The organism is Paraburkholderia sp. J94 (assembly GCF_905220285.1).
Taxonomy (GTDB): domain Bacteria; phylum Pseudomonadota; class Gammaproteobacteria; order Burkholderiales; family Burkholderiaceae; genus Paraburkholderia; species Paraburkholderia tropica_A.
The window spans coordinates 151,814-166,792 of record NZ_CAJMZH010000007.1; the positions used below are offsets into that span (position 1 = coordinate 151,814).

At 66.3% G+C, this 14,979-nt stretch carries 12 protein-coding genes; 8 read left to right on the forward strand and 4 right to left on the reverse strand.

Features of this window, described 5'->3' with window-relative positions:
• The first annotated feature begins 155 nt into the window (after positions 1-155).
• The gene (locus tag U4Y88_RS16630) at positions 156-1,109 is read left to right on the forward strand and encodes a LysR family transcriptional regulator (RefSeq protein WP_321785132.1); all 954 of its coding nucleotides are present in this window, start codon (positions 156-158) and stop codon (positions 1,107-1,109) included.
• Positions 1,110-1,541: 432 nt separating this feature from the next.
• The gene (locus U4Y88_RS16635; RefSeq protein WP_321785479.1) at positions 1,542-3,701 is read left to right on the forward strand and encodes a putative bifunctional diguanylate cyclase/phosphodiesterase; all 2,160 of its coding nucleotides are present in this window, start codon (positions 1,542-1,544) and stop codon (positions 3,699-3,701) included.
• Between the two features lie 30 nt (positions 3,702-3,731).
• Here the strand turns inward: U4Y88_RS16635 and U4Y88_RS16640 are convergent, their stop codons facing one another.
• Genes U4Y88_RS16640 through U4Y88_RS16655 form a run of 4 tightly spaced genes read right to left on the reverse strand, consistent with a single transcriptional unit; the run spans position 3,732 to position 8,367 of the window.
• Positions 3,732-4,742 carry a CaiB/BaiF CoA-transferase family protein gene (locus U4Y88_RS16640; protein ID WP_321785134.1) on the reverse strand — a complete coding sequence of 337 codons (1,011 nt, stop codon included), beginning with the start codon at positions 4,740-4,742 and terminating at the stop codon, positions 3,732-3,734.
• 31 nt (positions 4,743-4,773) lie between these two features.
• Positions 4,774-5,904: an acyl-CoA dehydrogenase family protein gene (locus U4Y88_RS16645; protein ID WP_224008866.1), complete on the reverse strand. Its 1,131-nt coding sequence runs from the start codon at positions 5,902-5,904 to the stop codon at positions 4,774-4,776.
• A 40-nt stretch (positions 5,905-5,944) separates the two neighbouring features.
• Positions 5,945-7,504, reverse strand: a complete 1,560-nt coding sequence (locus tag U4Y88_RS16650) for an acyl-CoA synthetase (protein ID WP_321785136.1) — start codon at positions 7,502-7,504, stop codon at positions 5,945-5,947.
• Entirely contained in the window at positions 7,483-8,367 is an 885-nt protein-coding gene (locus U4Y88_RS16655) for an IclR family transcriptional regulator (RefSeq protein WP_321785138.1), read from the reverse strand. Before U4Y88_RS16655 ends, U4Y88_RS16650 begins: the two co-directional genes overlap by 22 nt.
• A 399-nt stretch (positions 8,368-8,766) precedes the next feature.
• On the opposite strand from U4Y88_RS16655, the gene U4Y88_RS16660 reads away from it, so the two are divergent.
• From U4Y88_RS16660 to U4Y88_RS16685, 6 genes are all read left to right on the forward strand, one after another.
• Positions 8,767-9,969 carry a thiolase family protein gene (locus tag U4Y88_RS16660; RefSeq protein ID WP_321785481.1) on the forward strand — a complete coding sequence of 401 codons (1,203 nt, stop codon included), beginning with the start codon at positions 8,767-8,769 and terminating at the stop codon, positions 9,967-9,969.
• 63 nt (positions 9,970-10,032) lie between these two features.
• Complete coding sequence (locus U4Y88_RS16665) at positions 10,033-10,800, forward strand: SDR family NAD(P)-dependent oxidoreductase (protein WP_310634428.1); 768 nt, start codon at positions 10,033-10,035, stop codon at positions 10,798-10,800.
• A 243-nt stretch (positions 10,801-11,043) separates the two neighbouring features.
• The gene (locus tag U4Y88_RS16670; protein WP_415774450.1) at positions 11,044-11,586 is read left to right on the forward strand and encodes a cysteine hydrolase family protein; all 543 of its coding nucleotides are present in this window, start codon (positions 11,044-11,046) and stop codon (positions 11,584-11,586) included.
• Positions 11,587-11,764: 178 nt separating this feature from the next.
• Positions 11,765-11,938, forward strand: coding sequence for a hypothetical protein (locus U4Y88_RS16675; RefSeq protein ID WP_321785139.1), 174 nt, complete (start codon positions 11,765-11,767; stop codon positions 11,936-11,938).
• Between the two features lie 36 nt (positions 11,939-11,974).
• Positions 11,975-14,248, forward strand: coding sequence for a phosphocholine-specific phospholipase C (locus U4Y88_RS16680; protein ID WP_321785141.1), 2,274 nt, complete (start codon positions 11,975-11,977; stop codon positions 14,246-14,248).
• A 232-nt stretch (positions 14,249-14,480) separates the two neighbouring features.
• Positions 14,481-14,957, forward strand: a complete 477-nt coding sequence (locus U4Y88_RS16685) for a type VI secretion system tube protein Hcp (protein WP_321785142.1) — start codon at positions 14,481-14,483, stop codon at positions 14,955-14,957.
• Positions 14,958-14,979: the final 22 nt, after the last annotated feature.

The window sequence follows — 14,979 nt, forward strand, 5'->3', positions numbered from 1 at the left end:
CGGGCCCTCGGTTGGGAAGGTGCCTAGACTACAGAAAATAGAACGAGCGTGCTATTGGTGATTTCTCCAGCCTCTCTATATAGAGAGGAGGCGCTTCCGCGTACAGGGAGAATCCGGCATCATCGGCGCTCATCCTCCCGAAATGCGAGATGCCGATGGATCGACTCGACGCCATGTCCGTGCTCGTCGCCGTGGTCGAGGCGGGCAGCCTCTCGGCGGCGGCGCGCCGGCTCGGCATGCCGCTCGCCACGGTCAGCCGCAAGGTCAACGAACTGGAAGCGCATCTGCGCACGCGCCTGCTCACGCGCACGACGCGCCAGCTTGCGTTGACCGAGGCGGGCGCGTCCTACGTGGCCGCGTGCCGGCGCATTCTCGAAGAGGTCGGCGAGGCCGAGCGTGCCGCGACTGGCGAGTACGCGCAGCCCAAAGGCGAACTCGCGCTGACGGCCCCGGTGGTGTTCGGGCGGCTGCACGTGCTGCCCGTCGTCACCGAATTCCTCGCGCAGTATCCCGAGATCGACGTGCGGCTCTCGCTGGCGGACCGTGTGGTCAATCTGATGGAGGAGCGCGTGGACGCGGCCGTGCGCATCGGCGCGCTGCCGGACAGCGCGCTCGTCGCCGTGGGCGTGGGCGCGATCCGCCGCGTGGTGTGTGCGAGCCCGGCCTATCTGCTGGCGCACGGCGTGCCGCGCCAGCCGCGCGATCTGGCCGCGCATCAATGCGTGACGTTCGAGGGCGTCGAGGGGCGTACGTGGACCTTTCGGGATGGAAAGGAGCCGTCCAGGGATGCGGCGAAAAACGCGCTTGTGCCGCAACCGGTGACGTCGCGGCTCGCGGTCAATACCGCCGAAGCCGCCATCGACGCCGCGCTGCAAGGCGTGGGCGTGACGCGCGTGCTGTCTTATCAGGTGGCGCAGGCGGTGCGCGAGGGACGGCTCGACCTGCTGCTCGAAGCGCACGAGCCCGCGCCCTGGCCGGTGAGTCTCGTGCACGGCGGGCAGACGCCGCTGCCGCTCAAGCTGCGCGCGTTTCTCGACTTCGCGACGCCGCGTCTGCGCGCGCGGATCGAGGCGGCGCGCATCGGCTCCGACGCGGGCGCGCAGGTCTGAGCGCCCTGGCGAGCCAGGCATTGCCGATGCGCGTGATTTCTGCAAAGACGGCAAAAAAGCAGCCGAAACGAGCGATCAAGCGAGCGACCCGGCGAGCGGCTCAACCACGCGCGTCGACCAAAACGCCAGCAAACGTTTGCAAATGCTGATCAGAAACGGGGTTTATAAGGATTTCGCGCGATTGTGCCGTAGACTTGCGCGCGGGACGCGCGCGACGTTTCGCGTTCCTTTGTTTTTCGAAGGTCCGATCCGCCCGCTCCGACTCTCCTGGTTCGCTGGCGCGGCTCTGGCGGCCCGGCGCCCGAACGCGACGGCGTCGCCGTCCGGTCCCTGAGAGACCGCCGCGCATGGCCTGAAGCCGTGCTATTGTCCTGCCGCCTCATGCGCTACGCATGACGCGCAAATTTCAGGCTCAAAGGAGGCCGACCTGTGATGAATGTGCTGGGCTGCATCGTCTACAAGCACAATCCGTGGCTCGTGATCGTGGCGGTGCTGATTTGCTGCGGCGGGTCGTGGGTCACCGCGAGGCTGGTGCGGCGCGTGTTCGCGACGCGCGGCCTGCAGCGCGCGGGCTGGCAGTTCCTCGCGGCCGTCACGGCCGCCGTCGCCATCTGGTGCACGCATTTCGTGGCGATGCTCGGCTTCGAGCCCGGCGTGCCCGTGAGCTTCGACCCGGTCCTCACTATCGTTTCCCTGCTGATCGCGCTCGGCGGCAGCTTCGCCGCCTTCGCCGTGGCGGGCAGCGGCTTCACGCGCGCGGCGCCCGCGATCGGCGGCGCGCTGGTCGGGCTGTCGATTTCGCTGATGCACTACACGGGCATGATGGCCTATCGCGTGCAGGGCATCGTCGCGTGGAATCACACGTATCTGATTGCGTCGATCGTGCTCTCGGTCGTGTTCGGCGCGCTCGCGCTCGACCGCGCGGCGCGCGGCGCGAACGCCGCTGCAAAGCAGCCGAGGCATGCGGCGCAAGGCGGCGCGACCCTTCAGGCGAATCTGCAGGCGACCGTGCAAGCGAATGTGCAAGGAAGCTCAGCCCCGAAAGACACGGGCTCGGTGGCCAGCGTCACGCTGCTGCTCGTGCTCGCCATCGCCACGCTGCACTTCACGGGCATGTGCGCCTTCACGGTCACGCCGGTGCGCATCGCGGGCGAGTTCTCGAATCCGGCCGCGCTGCAGGCGCTCGCGCTGTCGGTCGCGGGCATGGCGTTCATCATCGCGGGCGCGGGGCTCGTGAGCTATCTGCTCGACGACACCGTGCGCGCCGAATCGGTCGAGCATCTGCGCACCATGGCGATGAGCGACATGCTCACGGGCCTGCCGAACCGCGCGAGCTTCAACGAGCGGCTCGACGTGGAGATCGCGCGCGCCGCCGCCGAGGACGGCAAGCTCGCGCTGGTCGGCATCGACCTGAACCGCTTCAAGGACATCAACGACCTGCGCGGCCATCACGCGGGCGACGAGGTGCTGCGCATTCTCGCGCGCCGCTTCACGAGCCTCGTGCGCGAGGGCGAGTTCGTCGCGCGCGTGGGCGGCGACGAGTTCGTGGCGCTGCAGCGTTTCGCCGACCGCGAGGCGCTCGACGATTTCCTCGGCCGTCTCGAAGACGCGCTGTTCCGCCCGATCCGCTACGACGACTGGGAAGTGGTCTCGGGCGCGAGCCTCGGCGTGGCGATCTATCCCGACGACGCCAGCAGCAAGGCCGTGCTGATCAATAACGCCGACCTCGCGATGTACCGCGCGAAGGCGGCGCTCACGCGCTCGGTGTGTTTCTACGAGCCGACGATGGACGAGACGGCGCGCGCGCGCCGCACGCTCGCGGCCGACCTGCGCGACGCCATCGCGCGCGGCCAGTTGAGCGTGCATTACCAGGTGCAGACTTCGGTGAATGGCGGCATTTGCGGCTACGAAGCGCTGCTGCGCTGGGAGCATCCGCGCCACGGTTTCGTCTCGCCGGGCGTGTTCATTCCGCTCGCGGAGGAAAACGGGCTGATCCTGAGCATTGGCGCGTGGGTGCTGCGCGAGGCGTGCACGCGCGCGGTCACGTGGCTGCCGCCGTACAAGGTGGCCGTGAATCTCTCGCCCGTGCAGTTCGCGCACGCCGACCTGCCCGCGCTCGTGCGCGAGGTGCTGGCCGACACCGGCCTGCCGCCCGAGCGGCTCGAACTCGAACTGACCGAATCGACGATCTTCGCCGACCGCGCGCGCTCGCTCGAAGTGCTTCAGCACATCAAGGCGCTGGGCGTGAGTCTCGCGCTCGACGACTTCGGCACCGGTTATTCGTCCCTCGACACGCTGCGCAGTTTTCCCTTCGACAAGATCAAGCTCGACCAGTCGTTCATCAGCGAAGCCGAATCGAGCCGCCAGGCGACCGCGATCATCCGCGCCGTGCTCGCGCTCGGCAAGAGCCTCGGCATTCCGGTGCTGGCGGAAGGCATCGAAACGCAGGATCAGTTCGATCTGCTGGCGGGCGAGGGCTGCGACGAGATGCAGGGCTTCCTGCTCGGCCGCCCCGCGCCGCTCGCGCAACTGGTGGAAAGCGGGCAGATTCAGTTGACGGAGCCGCGCAACCGTTACGCCCCGGCGAACTGAGGTTCGCCCGCCCGATCCACGAGCATCCCGCTAATCCAATGCCGTAAAACGCGGCGCGCATTCCGGCATCCACGCGCCGTCCGCGTGCGTGAATGCGCCGCGCGCCGCGTTATGCGGATGATGCGGCGCCTCCGCGAGCCCGAGCACCGGCGACACGCACGCATCGCTGCCCGCGAACGCATCGACCCACGCATCGCGCTCGCGCGTGGCGATGATCCGCTCGATGCGCGCCGTGATCGCCGGCCAATGCGCTCTATCTCGCTGCGGCAGATCGAGCAGATCCTCCGCGCCGATCCCCTTCAGAAACGCGGCATAGAACGGCGGCTCGATGCAGCCCACCGCGATCCAGCCGCCGTCGCGGCAGCGATAGGTCCGATAGAACGGCGCGCCGCCGTCGAGCAGATTCTCGCCGCGCGCGTCGCGCCACTGACCCGCCGCGTGAAAGCCGTACATCATGCTCATCAGCATGGCCGCGCCGTCGGTCATCGCCGCATCGACCACACAGCCCTTGCCGCTCGCTCGCGCGCGCAGGATCGCCGCGATCACGCCGAATGCCAGCACCATGCCGCCGCCGCCGAAGTCGCCGACCAGATTGAGCGGCACGACCGGCGCGCCGCCCGTTTCGCCGACCGCGTGCAGCGCGCCCGAAATCGCGATGTAGTTGATGTCGTGACCCGCCGTATGCGCGAGCGGGCCGTGCTGGCCCCAGCCCGTCATGCGTCCGTAGACGAGCGCCGGATGGCGCGCGCGGCACGCCTCGGGACCGAGGCCGAGCCGCTCCATCACGCCCGGACGAAAGCCTTCGATCAGCGCGTCGGCCTGCGCGATCAGATCGAGCGCGCGCGAAACGTCGTCGGCGCGTTTGAGATCGAGCGCGACGTGCTCGCGGCCGCGCGCGAGCGGGCCGTCGGGCAGCGCCTCGCCCGCGCGGCCGATGCGCGTTACGCGCGCGCCCATCTGCGCGAACAGCATGCCGCAGAACGGCGCGGGCCCGAGACCCGCGAACTCGACGATATGCACGCCTTCCAGCGGCTGGATCATGCGCGGTCTCCCCGTGAGATGAGCGCGCGCATCAGAGCGTGCGCGCGATGATTTCCTTCATGATCTCGTCGGTGCCGCCGTAGATGCGCATCACGCGCGCATCGACCCACGCGCCGCCGATCACGTACTCCGACATATAGCCGTAGCCGCCGTGCAGTTGCAGGAATTCGTCGAGCAACTGGTTTTGCAGTTCGGTGGCATTGAGCTTGGCCATGGCCGCGTCGACGGGCGACAACTCGCGGCGCAGATGCCGCGCGATGCAGTCGTCCACGTAGATGCGCACCATCTCCGCTTTCGCGCGCGCGTGCGCGAGCTTGAAGCGCGCGTTCTGAAAATCGAAGATCGCCTGGCCGAACACCTTGCGCCCGCGCGTGTACTCGATCGTGCGTGCGAGCATGCCTTCGATCGACGCGACGGCGCGCACGGCGATCACCAGACGCTCCTGCGCAAGCTCGCGCATCAGATACGAAAAGCCCGCGTTTTCCTCGCCGAGCCGCTGCGTGACGGACACGCGCACGTCCTCGAAAAACAGCTCCGACGTATCCTGCGCGCGCAGGCCGATCTTCTCGAGCTTGCGGCCTTTTTCGAAACCCGGCGTGCCTTCCTCGATCACAATCAGCGAGACGCCCTTGCCGCCGAGTTCCGGCGCGGTCTTGCAGACCACGATCACGAGACTCGCGTTCTGACCGTTCGTGATGAAGGTCTTCTGACCGTTGATGACGTAGTCGTTGCCGTCGCGGCGCGCGGTCGTGCGCACGGACTTCAGGTCGCTGCCGGTGCCCGGCTCGGTCATCGCGATTGCGCCGATATGCTCGCCGCTCGCGAGCTTCGGCAGCCACTCGCGCTTTTGCTCCTCGGTGCCGTAAGCGTGGATATACGGCGCGACGATGTCCGAATGCAGCGGGAAGCCGATGCCGCTCGCATTCACGCGCGCGAGTTCCTCGATGAGGATCGCCGCGTGGCCGAAGTCGCCGCCGCCGCCGCCGTATTCCTCGGGAATCGTGCAGCAGAGCAGGCCTTCCTCGCCCGCGCGCCGCCACACCGATTTCGGCACGATGCCGTCCTTTTCCCACTGCTGATGAAACGGCGCGATCTCGCGCTCGACGAAACGGCGGACCTGCTCGCGGAATAATTCGTGGTCGTCGCGGAACACGTTACGCATGGGTTGTCTCCTTTCTTATGGTGATATTCTGGATGCCGAATTAAATTGCGGCGCCAGGATTTTCTGAGTTGCGATAGCGTTCCTTCAGCAGCCGGCGCAGCAGCTTGCCGTTGTCGTGACGCGGCAGCGCGTCCTCGAAATCGACGGAGCGCGGCACCTTGATATGCGAAAGCCGTTCGCGGCAGAACGCCATCAATTCGTCGGCGAGTTGCGGGCTGGCGGCGTCACGCTCGCGCAGTTGCACGATGGCCTTCACGCTCTCGCCGAACTCGGCATGCGGCACGCCGATCACGGCGGCGTCGGCCACGGCCGGATGCTCGCTGAGCACGTTCTCGATTTCCTGCGGATAGACGTTCACGCCGCCGCTGATGATGAGGTCCGCGCGGCGGTCGCTCAGATAGAGGTAGCCTTGCGCGTCCACGTGGCCGATATCGCCATAGGTGGCCCAGTCGTGCCGATTGCGCACGCTCCGGGTCTTCGCGGGATCGTTGTGATACTCGAACGGCGGGCCGCCTTCGAAGAACACGCGGCCGATCTCGCCCACGGGCAGATCGCGGTCGTCCTCGTCGACGATATGCAGCGTGCCGAATTTCGCGCGCCCGACCGAGCCGCGATGCGCGAGCCATTCGTGCGAATCGATCGCCGTGAGCCCGACGCCTTCCGAGCCCGCGTAATACTCGTAGATCACCGGGCCGAACCAGTCGATCATCTGTTGCTTGACGAGCGGCGGGCAGGGCGCGGCCGCGTGGATCGCCACTTTCAGGCTGCTCACGTCGTAGCGTCGGCGCACCGCGTCGGGCAGCGCGAGCAGGCGCACGAACATCGTCGGCACCCATTGGCTGTGCGTGACGCGATAGCGTTCGATGGCGGCGAGCGCGGCCTCGGGATCGAACTTCTGCATGACGATGCTGCGTCCGCCCGTGCGCAGCATGCGCACGAGATAGCGCAGCGGCGCGGCGTGATAGAGCGGCGCCGTGCTCAAATACACGGAGTCCTCATTAAATCCGAAACTCTTGCGCCATGAGGCCGTTTCGGTGTCGTCGATTGTGCGGCGCTCCCACGGCACGAGCGGCTTGAGGATGCCTTTCGGCAGTCCCGTGGTGCCCGACGAATAGAGAAAGTCGCGGCCCTGATCGCACTCGGGCAGCGGCGCGCGCGTGTCGGTGTCGTCGAGCGCGGCGTCGAGCGAGGCGAAGCCGGGCGGCGTGACCGCGCCCGTCATATAACAGGCGACGCCGTTCAGCGCGCCTTCGTCGGCGAGCGTCTGCGCGAGTTCGCGCATCGTCTGCGAGACGATCAGCACGCGCGCGCCGCAGTCCTGGAGGACGTGCGCGACTTCGCGCGTTTTCAACTGGATGCTGATGGGGGTGAAATACAGACCGGCGCGCTCGGCGCCGACGGCGGCGATGGCCAGAGCGGGGTGATTCTCGAACAACAGCGCGATGCCGTCGCCGGGTTGCAGGCCTAGCTGGATCAGCCAGTGCGCGACCCGGTCCGCGCGTTCGTTCAGTGTGGCGTAGGTGAGGACCTCGTCGGTGCCGGCAAGGCGCAGGGCTTCCTTGCCGGGTGCTGCGGCTGCTAGTTCGCGGACACGCTCCACGGTCTCGTCTCCATATCGTGCGCGGCGCCAGTCATGCTGCCGAGCGCTGCCTCCACGCGCCTGACCAGCGACATCAGCCGCGGGGCGATGTCGTCGGTCAACTGGTTGCCGCTGATGTTGAATACCGCAATGGAACAGCTGAAAACCCAGTACTCGTCGTCGATGGGCGACGCCAGCGGAATCGCCACCGAGTGAATCTCGCGCTGCATGTCGCCGTGCGACACCGTGCAGCCCTGCTCGCGCAATTCCTGCTGCGCCTGCGTGAGGCGCTGCGCGAGCAGCTCGCCCTTGGCCGGATCGCGCGTGAGCGTTTCCTGCAGATAGCGCTCGCGTTCGGCGCCCGGCACCGTCCACAGATACGCGCGGCCCGAGGCCGTGCGCGACAGCGAAAGCCGCGTGCCGATCTCCGAGCGATAGACCGCGCTGCCCGCGCCCTGCGCGACTTCGGCGTAGGCGAGGTTCAGGCGGTAACCGACGGCGAGCGTCACCTGGCCCTGACAGTAATCGGCCAGCTCCTGCATCATCGGCCGCGCGATCTGGCGGATCGTCATGCGGCCGAGCGCGGGCGCGGCGAGGCTCAGCATCTCGGTGCCGAGCACGTATTTCGAAATGCGCTCCGAGTAGCGCAGCATGCCGAACTCGCACAGCGTGTTGATGAGCCGCAGCGCCGTGGGCTTGGGCAGGCCGGTGCGTTCCACCAGCTCGCGCGCCGACAGCTCGGACGCGCCCATCGAATAGCACTGCAGGATCCGGATGCCGCGCGCGAGTGCGCTCACGAGCTGCGAATCGTTGGTCGACTCGTTGCTCGAGTCGCTGGACGATTCAGCGGCGTCGTCGGTGCGTGAGGTGGCCTGGTCGGTCATGTCGGATTCCTTCTTCGGGGGATGGGCGCGCCGGGTCAACACGGGGCGCCTTTTGGCAAACCCGGCATTCTAGCTTTCCCCTTCGTGGCGGAACAATTTTTCAAGACGACTGGCTCATTTTTCGTGAAATTGCGACGCTTTGCCGCGCCCGCGGCCCATCTGGCTGGCTCGGTGGACGCGTTCAGCCGCGCGCAACTTCGGGAATTCGGACTCTCAGGCTCGCTTGGCCGCTTTCGATATGTGGCTATCGTCGCATGAAACGGTTTAAATGATCCTGGTGGATCGAAAAATGTTTACCACTATTGAAATTGTGAGATGAGGCGGTGTATTTTGATTCGCGAGATTCATTTTTCCGTCATTCGGCAGCATCAACCCATCTCCAACACTGAGCGAACCATGATCCAGAGCGCGGTAATCGTCGATGCGGTGCGCAGTCCCATGGGCCGGACGAAGGCGGGCGGCGCCTTCGTCGACCTGCATCCGGCCGACCTGCTTTCGCAGGTGATCCAGCAACTCGTCGAGCGCAACGACCTCGATCCCGGCACCGTCGACGACGTGATCATCGGCTGCGTGAGCCAGGTGGGCGAGCAGGCGACCACGCCGGGCCGCGTGGCGTGGCTCGCGGCCGGTTATCCGCAGCACGTGCCGTCGACCACGGTCGAGCGCAAGTGCGGATCGAGCCAGCAGGCCGTGCATTTCGCGGCGCAGGCCATCATGGCGGGCGTCAACGAGATCGTGGTGGCGGGCGGCGTGGAGTCGATGAGCCGCGTGCCGATGGGCAGCTCGCGCCTCGACCGCGATCAATATGGCGCGCGCTTTCATGCGCGCTATCCGCAGGGGCTCGTGGGCCAGGGCGTGAGCGCCGATCTGGTGGCGCAGAAGTGGGCGCTCACGCGCGAGATGCTCGACGCGTATTCGGCCGAGTCGCACCGCCGTGCCGACGCCGCGCGCGCCGCCGGTCACTTCGCGCGCGAGATCGTGCCGATCGAGGTCCGCGACGAACAGGGCACGCGCGGAGGCACGCGCCGCATCGACGCCGACGAAACCATCCGCGCGGGCACCACGGTCGAGCGTCTCGCGGGCCTCGCGCCCTCGTTCGAAGACGCCGCGCTGGCCGAGCGCTTTCCGGGCATCCGTTTCAACGTGACGGCGGGCAACGCTTCGCAGATTTCGGACGGCGCGGCGGCGCTGCTCGTCATGAGCGAGAAGAAGGCAGCCCAACTCGGCTTGAAGCCGCGCGCGCGCATCGTCTCGTTCGACGTGCGCGGCGACGATCCGCTCATGATGCTGACCGCGCCGATTCCGGCCACCGAGCATCTGCTGCGCAAGGTCGGCCTGAAGATCGACGACATTGCGCATTTCGAAGTCAACGAAGCGTTCGCTTCGGTGCCGCTTGCGTGGCAAAAAGCGCTGGGTACCGATGCCGCGCGTCTCAATCCGGCGGGCGGCGCGATTGCGCTCGGGCATCCGCTGGGCGCATCGGGCGCGCGTCTCATGACGACGATGCTCAACGCGCTCGAACGCAGCGGCGGCCGTTACGGCTTGCAGACGATGTGCGAGGCGGGCGGCATGGCGAACGCGACGCTGATCGAGCGGCTTTGAACGCGGCATCGACGACGGCATCAACGAACGTAACGAAAGCTGGATACGAAAGGAGACGAACGAATGGACCTCAAGGGCGCGGTGGCGGTCGTAACGGGTGGCGCGTCGGGGCTGGGCCTCGCGAGCACGAAGCAGTTGCTGGAGAAGGGCGCGCAGGTCGTGATCTGCGATCTGGCGAGTTCGCGTGGCGCGGCGGTGGCCGACGAACTCGGCCCGGCGGCGAGCTTCGTGGCCGCCGACGTCACGAACGGCGACGAGATGGCCGCCGTGATCGACGCGGCCACGCAGCGCGGCACGCTGCGCGCGCTCGTGCATTGCGCGGGACGCGGCGGCGCGGTGCGCCTGATCGAAAAGGACGGCTCGCCGGGCTCGCTCGAAGCCTATGAAAACGTGGTGCGCGTGAACCTCGTCGGCACCTTCAACGTGCTGCGTCTCGCGGCGGCGGCGATGGCGCGCAACGCGCCGAACGCGGCGGGCGAGCGCGGCGCGTGCGTGCTGACCGCGTCGGTGGCCGCGTACGAAGGGCAGATCGGCCAGGTGCCGTATGCGTCGTCGAAGGCGGGCGTGGTGGGCATGACGCTGGTGGCCGCGCGCGATCTCGCGAGCAAGGGCATTCGCGTCTGCACGATCGCGCCGGGGCTGTTCGATACGCCGATGCTCGCGCGCCTGCCCGAGGAGATTCGCGACTCGCTCGGCAAGATGGTGCCGTTCCCGCCGCGTCTGGGCGCGCCCGACGAGTTCGCCGCGCTCGCGATGCATATCCTCGAAAATCCGATGCTCAACGGCGAAACGATTCGTCTCGATGGCGCGATTCGCATGCAGCCGCGTTGAACGTCACGATTCACGCGCGTTGAATTTTGCGTTGACGCGCGTCGCGCGCGTGTTGCATCATCGTCCACATGAACTTCATCGCGCGCCCGCTCACGACGACGACCACGACCGCCTCTGGCGGGTCGTGAGGCCGATACGCGCGCAAGTCACCGAGCATCATCGTATCGATCCCAAGGCCCCGCCGAATACGGACGGGGCCTTGTCGTTTCTCCGTCCGCCATCGGCTCTACATGGAGAAACGTTGTGTCCGACCTCGTCCCATCCCGCCGTGCATTGCTGATCATCGACATGCAGAACGGCCTGTTCAACGGCGCCGAATCGCCCCACGAAGGCGCACGCGTGCTCGACAACATCAATCTGTTGATCGCCCGCGCGCGTGTTGCGAACGCGCCGATCTTTGCCGCGCGCCACACCGGCCCGAAGGGCTCGCCGATCGAGCCGGGCAGCGCGCTCACGCAACTGCTGGCGGACCTGCACGTGGATGCCGCGCGCGATGTCACCTTCGATAAAACGCGTCCGAGTTGTTTCGCAGGCACCGATCTCGCGAAGTGGCTGCGCGACGCGAAGGTGGACGAACTCGCGATTGTCGGCATGAAGACCGAGTATTGCGTCGATACGACCTGCCGCGCCGCGAGCGAACTGGGCTGGCGGCCCGTGCTGATCGAGGACGCGCATACGACCATGGACTCGCCCGCGCTTTCCGCGCAGGCCATCGTCGCGCATCACAACCGCGTGCTGAGCGGGCCGTTCGTCAAGCTGGCACGCGCCGCCGACTACGTGTTCTAAGGCTTCGCATAGTGCATCGAGGTGTCGTCATCGGTCCCTGACTGACGCCTTTCATAATATTGCAAAGAATTACGCAGAGAATCTGTGCCGATCTCCACGCGAACGTTGTGACGACAACGTTTGCGTGTCGGCTTTTTATCGCATCGATTTGATTCGTACTCTTGAGCAAACAAGGACCATGAGAAATATCTTGCCGGATGTATCGAGGTTGGGAAGATGCCTGCTCGGCGGCGGCGCACTGTGTCTCACGGTGCTGATCGCGGCGTGCGGCGGCAACGACGACAAGGCGCCCGTCGCCAACGACGCAGCGAACGCGGCCTGCACGACGGCGCATTGCGCGCCCGCGCCCTGATCCCTTCCTTCCCCTCACTCGAACGACACGACCCGCATGACTTTCAGCCCCTCGAAGCGCAATTTCCTGCGCACCTCGCTGGGCAGCGCCGCCGCGATGGCCGCGCTGTCCACGTTCCCGCCCGCGATTCGCCGCGCGCTCGCCATCGACGCGAACAACGTCACGGGCACCATCAAGGACGTGCAGCACGTCGTGCTGCTGATGCTCGAAAACCGCTCGTTCGACAGCTACTTCGGCACGTTCCAGGGCGTGCGCGGTTACGGCGACCGCTTCCCGATTCCCACGCCGAACGGCGCGAACATCTTCTATCAGAGCTACACGAACGCGGGCGCAACGAGCACGCTGATTCCGTATCACCTCGACGAAACCCAGGGCAACGCGGTGCGCGCGGGCAGCACGCCGCACACGTGGAGCGACGCGCAATCGGCATGGGACAACGGTCGCATGAACGCGTGGCCCACGTCGAAAAAGCCCTTGTCGATGGGCTATTACAACACCGCCGAAGTGCCGTTCCATCGCGCGCTCGCCGACGCCTTCACGATCTGCGATTCGTATCACTGCGGCATGCACACGGGCACCATCGCCAACCGCCTGTTCTACTGGACCGGCACCAACGGGCCGAACGGCCTGAGCCCGTCCGACAACAGCCGCGTAGGCGTGGCCGCGCTCAACAACGAGTTCAACGGCGGCAACGACATCGGCCCTTCGACGGCGGGCTGGACGTGGACCACCTACGCCGACCGCCTGCAAGCCTCGGGCGTGAACTGGAAGGTCTATCAGAGCCTGATCGACAACTTCGGCTGCAACGAGATGATGGGCTTTCGCCACTGGCGCGAGGCCATCGAGCAGATGCCGGCCGCGCGCCGCCCGCTCTACGTGGCGACCGAAAGCATCACGCAGGACGTGACGAACGCGGGGCCGTTCTACGACGCGTCGATCGACGACGCGCTGAGCCCGCTCGCGAAGGGCTTCGGCAACACCATGCCGCAAGGCTTCCTCGAAACCTTCCGCGACGACATCCAGAACGGCACGCTGCCCTCGGTGTCGTGGATCATTCCGCCGTCGACCTACACCGAGCATCCGGGGCCGTCGAGCCCGACGCAGGGCGGCTGGTACATCCAGGAAGTGCTGGACGCGCTCACGGCGAATCCCGAGGTGTGGAGCAAGACCGTGCTGATCGTGAACTACGACGAGAACGACGGCTTCTTCGATCACCTGCCGCCGCCTTCGGCGCCGTCGCACAACGCGGACGGCACGCTCGCGGGCGCGAGCACGCTGGCCGATACGGACATGGCCGTCGAGTATCACAACTACACGCCGGCGACTTCGAATCAACCGGCCATCGACGGCCGCCCGTATGGTCCCGGCCCGCGCGTGCCGATGTGGGTGATCTCGCCGTGGAGCCGCGGCGGCTTCGTGAATTCGCAGGTCTTCGATCACACGTCCACGCTGATGTTCCTCGAAAAGCGCTTCGGCGTGAGCGAGCCGCAGATCAGCAACTACCGGCGCGCGGTGTGCGGCGACCTCACGTCGTGCTTCGATTTCGTGAACCCGAACAGCGCCGCGTTGCCGACGCTCTCGGGCCGCACGAGCAAGACGAGCGCCGACGATTTCGCGGCGGCGCAGGCGGCATCGGCGGCGATTGCCGTGCCGTCGGCGACCACGAGTTCCGCGCTGCCCGCGCAGGCGACCGGCACGCGGCCCTCGCGCGCGCTGCCCTACGAGCTGCACACGACGGCGCAGGCGAACGCCAGCGCGGGCACGCTCACGCTGCAATTCGCCAACGACAGCAGCAGCGGCGCGGGCGCGGTGTTCCATGTCTACGATCGCAAGCATCTCGACGCCGTGCCGCGCCGCTACGTGGTGGAGGCGGGCAAGACGCTCGCGGGCGTGTGGACGCTGCCGTCCGCCGATAACGGGCATTACGATTTCTGGGTGCTCGGGCCGAACGGTTATCACCGCGAATTCGCGGGCAATCTGCATGAGCTGGGCGCGGCCAACGCGCCGGAGATTCAGGTGTGCTACGAGCCTTGCGCGAGTTCGGCGGTGCTCGTGAAGCTGCACAATCGCGGCAGCCAGGCCTGCACGTTCACGGCGGCCGCGCAGGCGTATCGCGCGGACGGCCCATGGAACGTGACGGTGCAGCCGGGCGCGGTCGGCGAGCTGCGCTGGAACGTGAGCGACGCAGGCAACTGGTATGACTTCGTGGTGACGAGCAGCGCGTCGGTGTCGTTCAAGCGCCGCTTCGCGGGACGGATCGAGACCGGCAAGGATTCGGTTTCGGATCCGGCGATGGGGTTGGGGGTTTGAGGCAGCCTGATTGATTGAAGTACCGGGAGTTTGTCGATGCATCGATCAAACCTTGTGAGCGTCTCCCGTTGATGTGTTGAAAGAAGCCGCCGCTCATGTGGCGGCTTTTTCGTTCATGCAGACACCACGGCCTAGATGCGTGAAATCGACGCCTGAACCTTGACGCTTCTTTTCAAACTTCTCGCTCGATCACGACTATGCTGAAAATCCCACGAGCGAGGCTGGAGGCGTCATGGCAGATATGTTTATCAAGATCGATGGCATTGCTGGCGAGTCGCAGGACGCGACGCATCCCGACGAAATCGAGCTTCTAGGTTGGAGCTGGAGCGTAACGCAGCTATCGAGTATGCAATCGGGTTCGGGAGGCGGTGCGGCTAAAGCCTCGGTCTCGGATCTGCAATTCACGCATTTGATCGACCGCGCAAGCCCGAATCTGGCGAGCCATTGTTTTCAGGGCAAACACATTCCCAGGGTTTGGCTAACCTTGCGCAAAGCAGGAGGTTTGCCGCTCGAATATCTGAAGATCACGATGTTCGACGTCATTGTGACGCGCGTCGAGCCTGCGGCTGGAAACGGCTTCGCGTTAGAGCACGTTGCGCTGTCGTTTGCACGCATGCAGCAGGAGTACGTCGTGCAAAGCGCAACGGGTGGCAGTCAGGGAACCGTGACCGCGCTAATCGACGTCAAGCAGAATACGGCCGGTGCTTGACGTGTCGAATTCGGGGTTCTGC

Bases quoted from the DNA above. Each gene is read 5' to 3' on its own strand.
- U4Y88_RS16655 (WP_321785138.1), bottom strand. From the start codon at position 8,367: ATGACCGACCAGGCCACCTCACGCACCGACGACGCCGCTGAATCGTCC.
- U4Y88_RS16635 (WP_321785479.1), top strand. From the start codon at position 1,542: ATGAATGTGCTGGGCTGCATCGTCTACAAGCACAATCCGTGGCTCGTG.
- U4Y88_RS16680 (WP_321785141.1), top strand. From the start codon at position 11,975: ATGACTTTCAGCCCCTCGAAGCGCAATTTCCTGCGCACCTCGCTGGGC.
- U4Y88_RS16645 (WP_224008866.1), bottom strand. From the start codon at position 5,904: ATGCGTAACGTGTTCCGCGACGACCACGAATTATTCCGCGAGCAGGTC.
- U4Y88_RS16630 (WP_321785132.1), top strand. From the start codon at position 156: ATGGATCGACTCGACGCCATGTCCGTGCTCGTCGCCGTGGTCGAGGCG.
- U4Y88_RS16640 (WP_321785134.1), bottom strand. From the start codon at position 4,742: ATGATCCAGCCGCTGGAAGGCGTGCATATCGTCGAGTTCGCGGGTCTC.
- U4Y88_RS16685 (WP_321785142.1), top strand. From the start codon at position 14,481: ATGGCAGATATGTTTATCAAGATCGATGGCATTGCTGGCGAGTCGCAG.
- U4Y88_RS16665 (WP_310634428.1), top strand. From the start codon at position 10,033: ATGGACCTCAAGGGCGCGGTGGCGGTCGTAACGGGTGGCGCGTCGGGG.
- U4Y88_RS16675 (WP_321785139.1), top strand. From the start codon at position 11,765: ATGAGAAATATCTTGCCGGATGTATCGAGGTTGGGAAGATGCCTGCTC.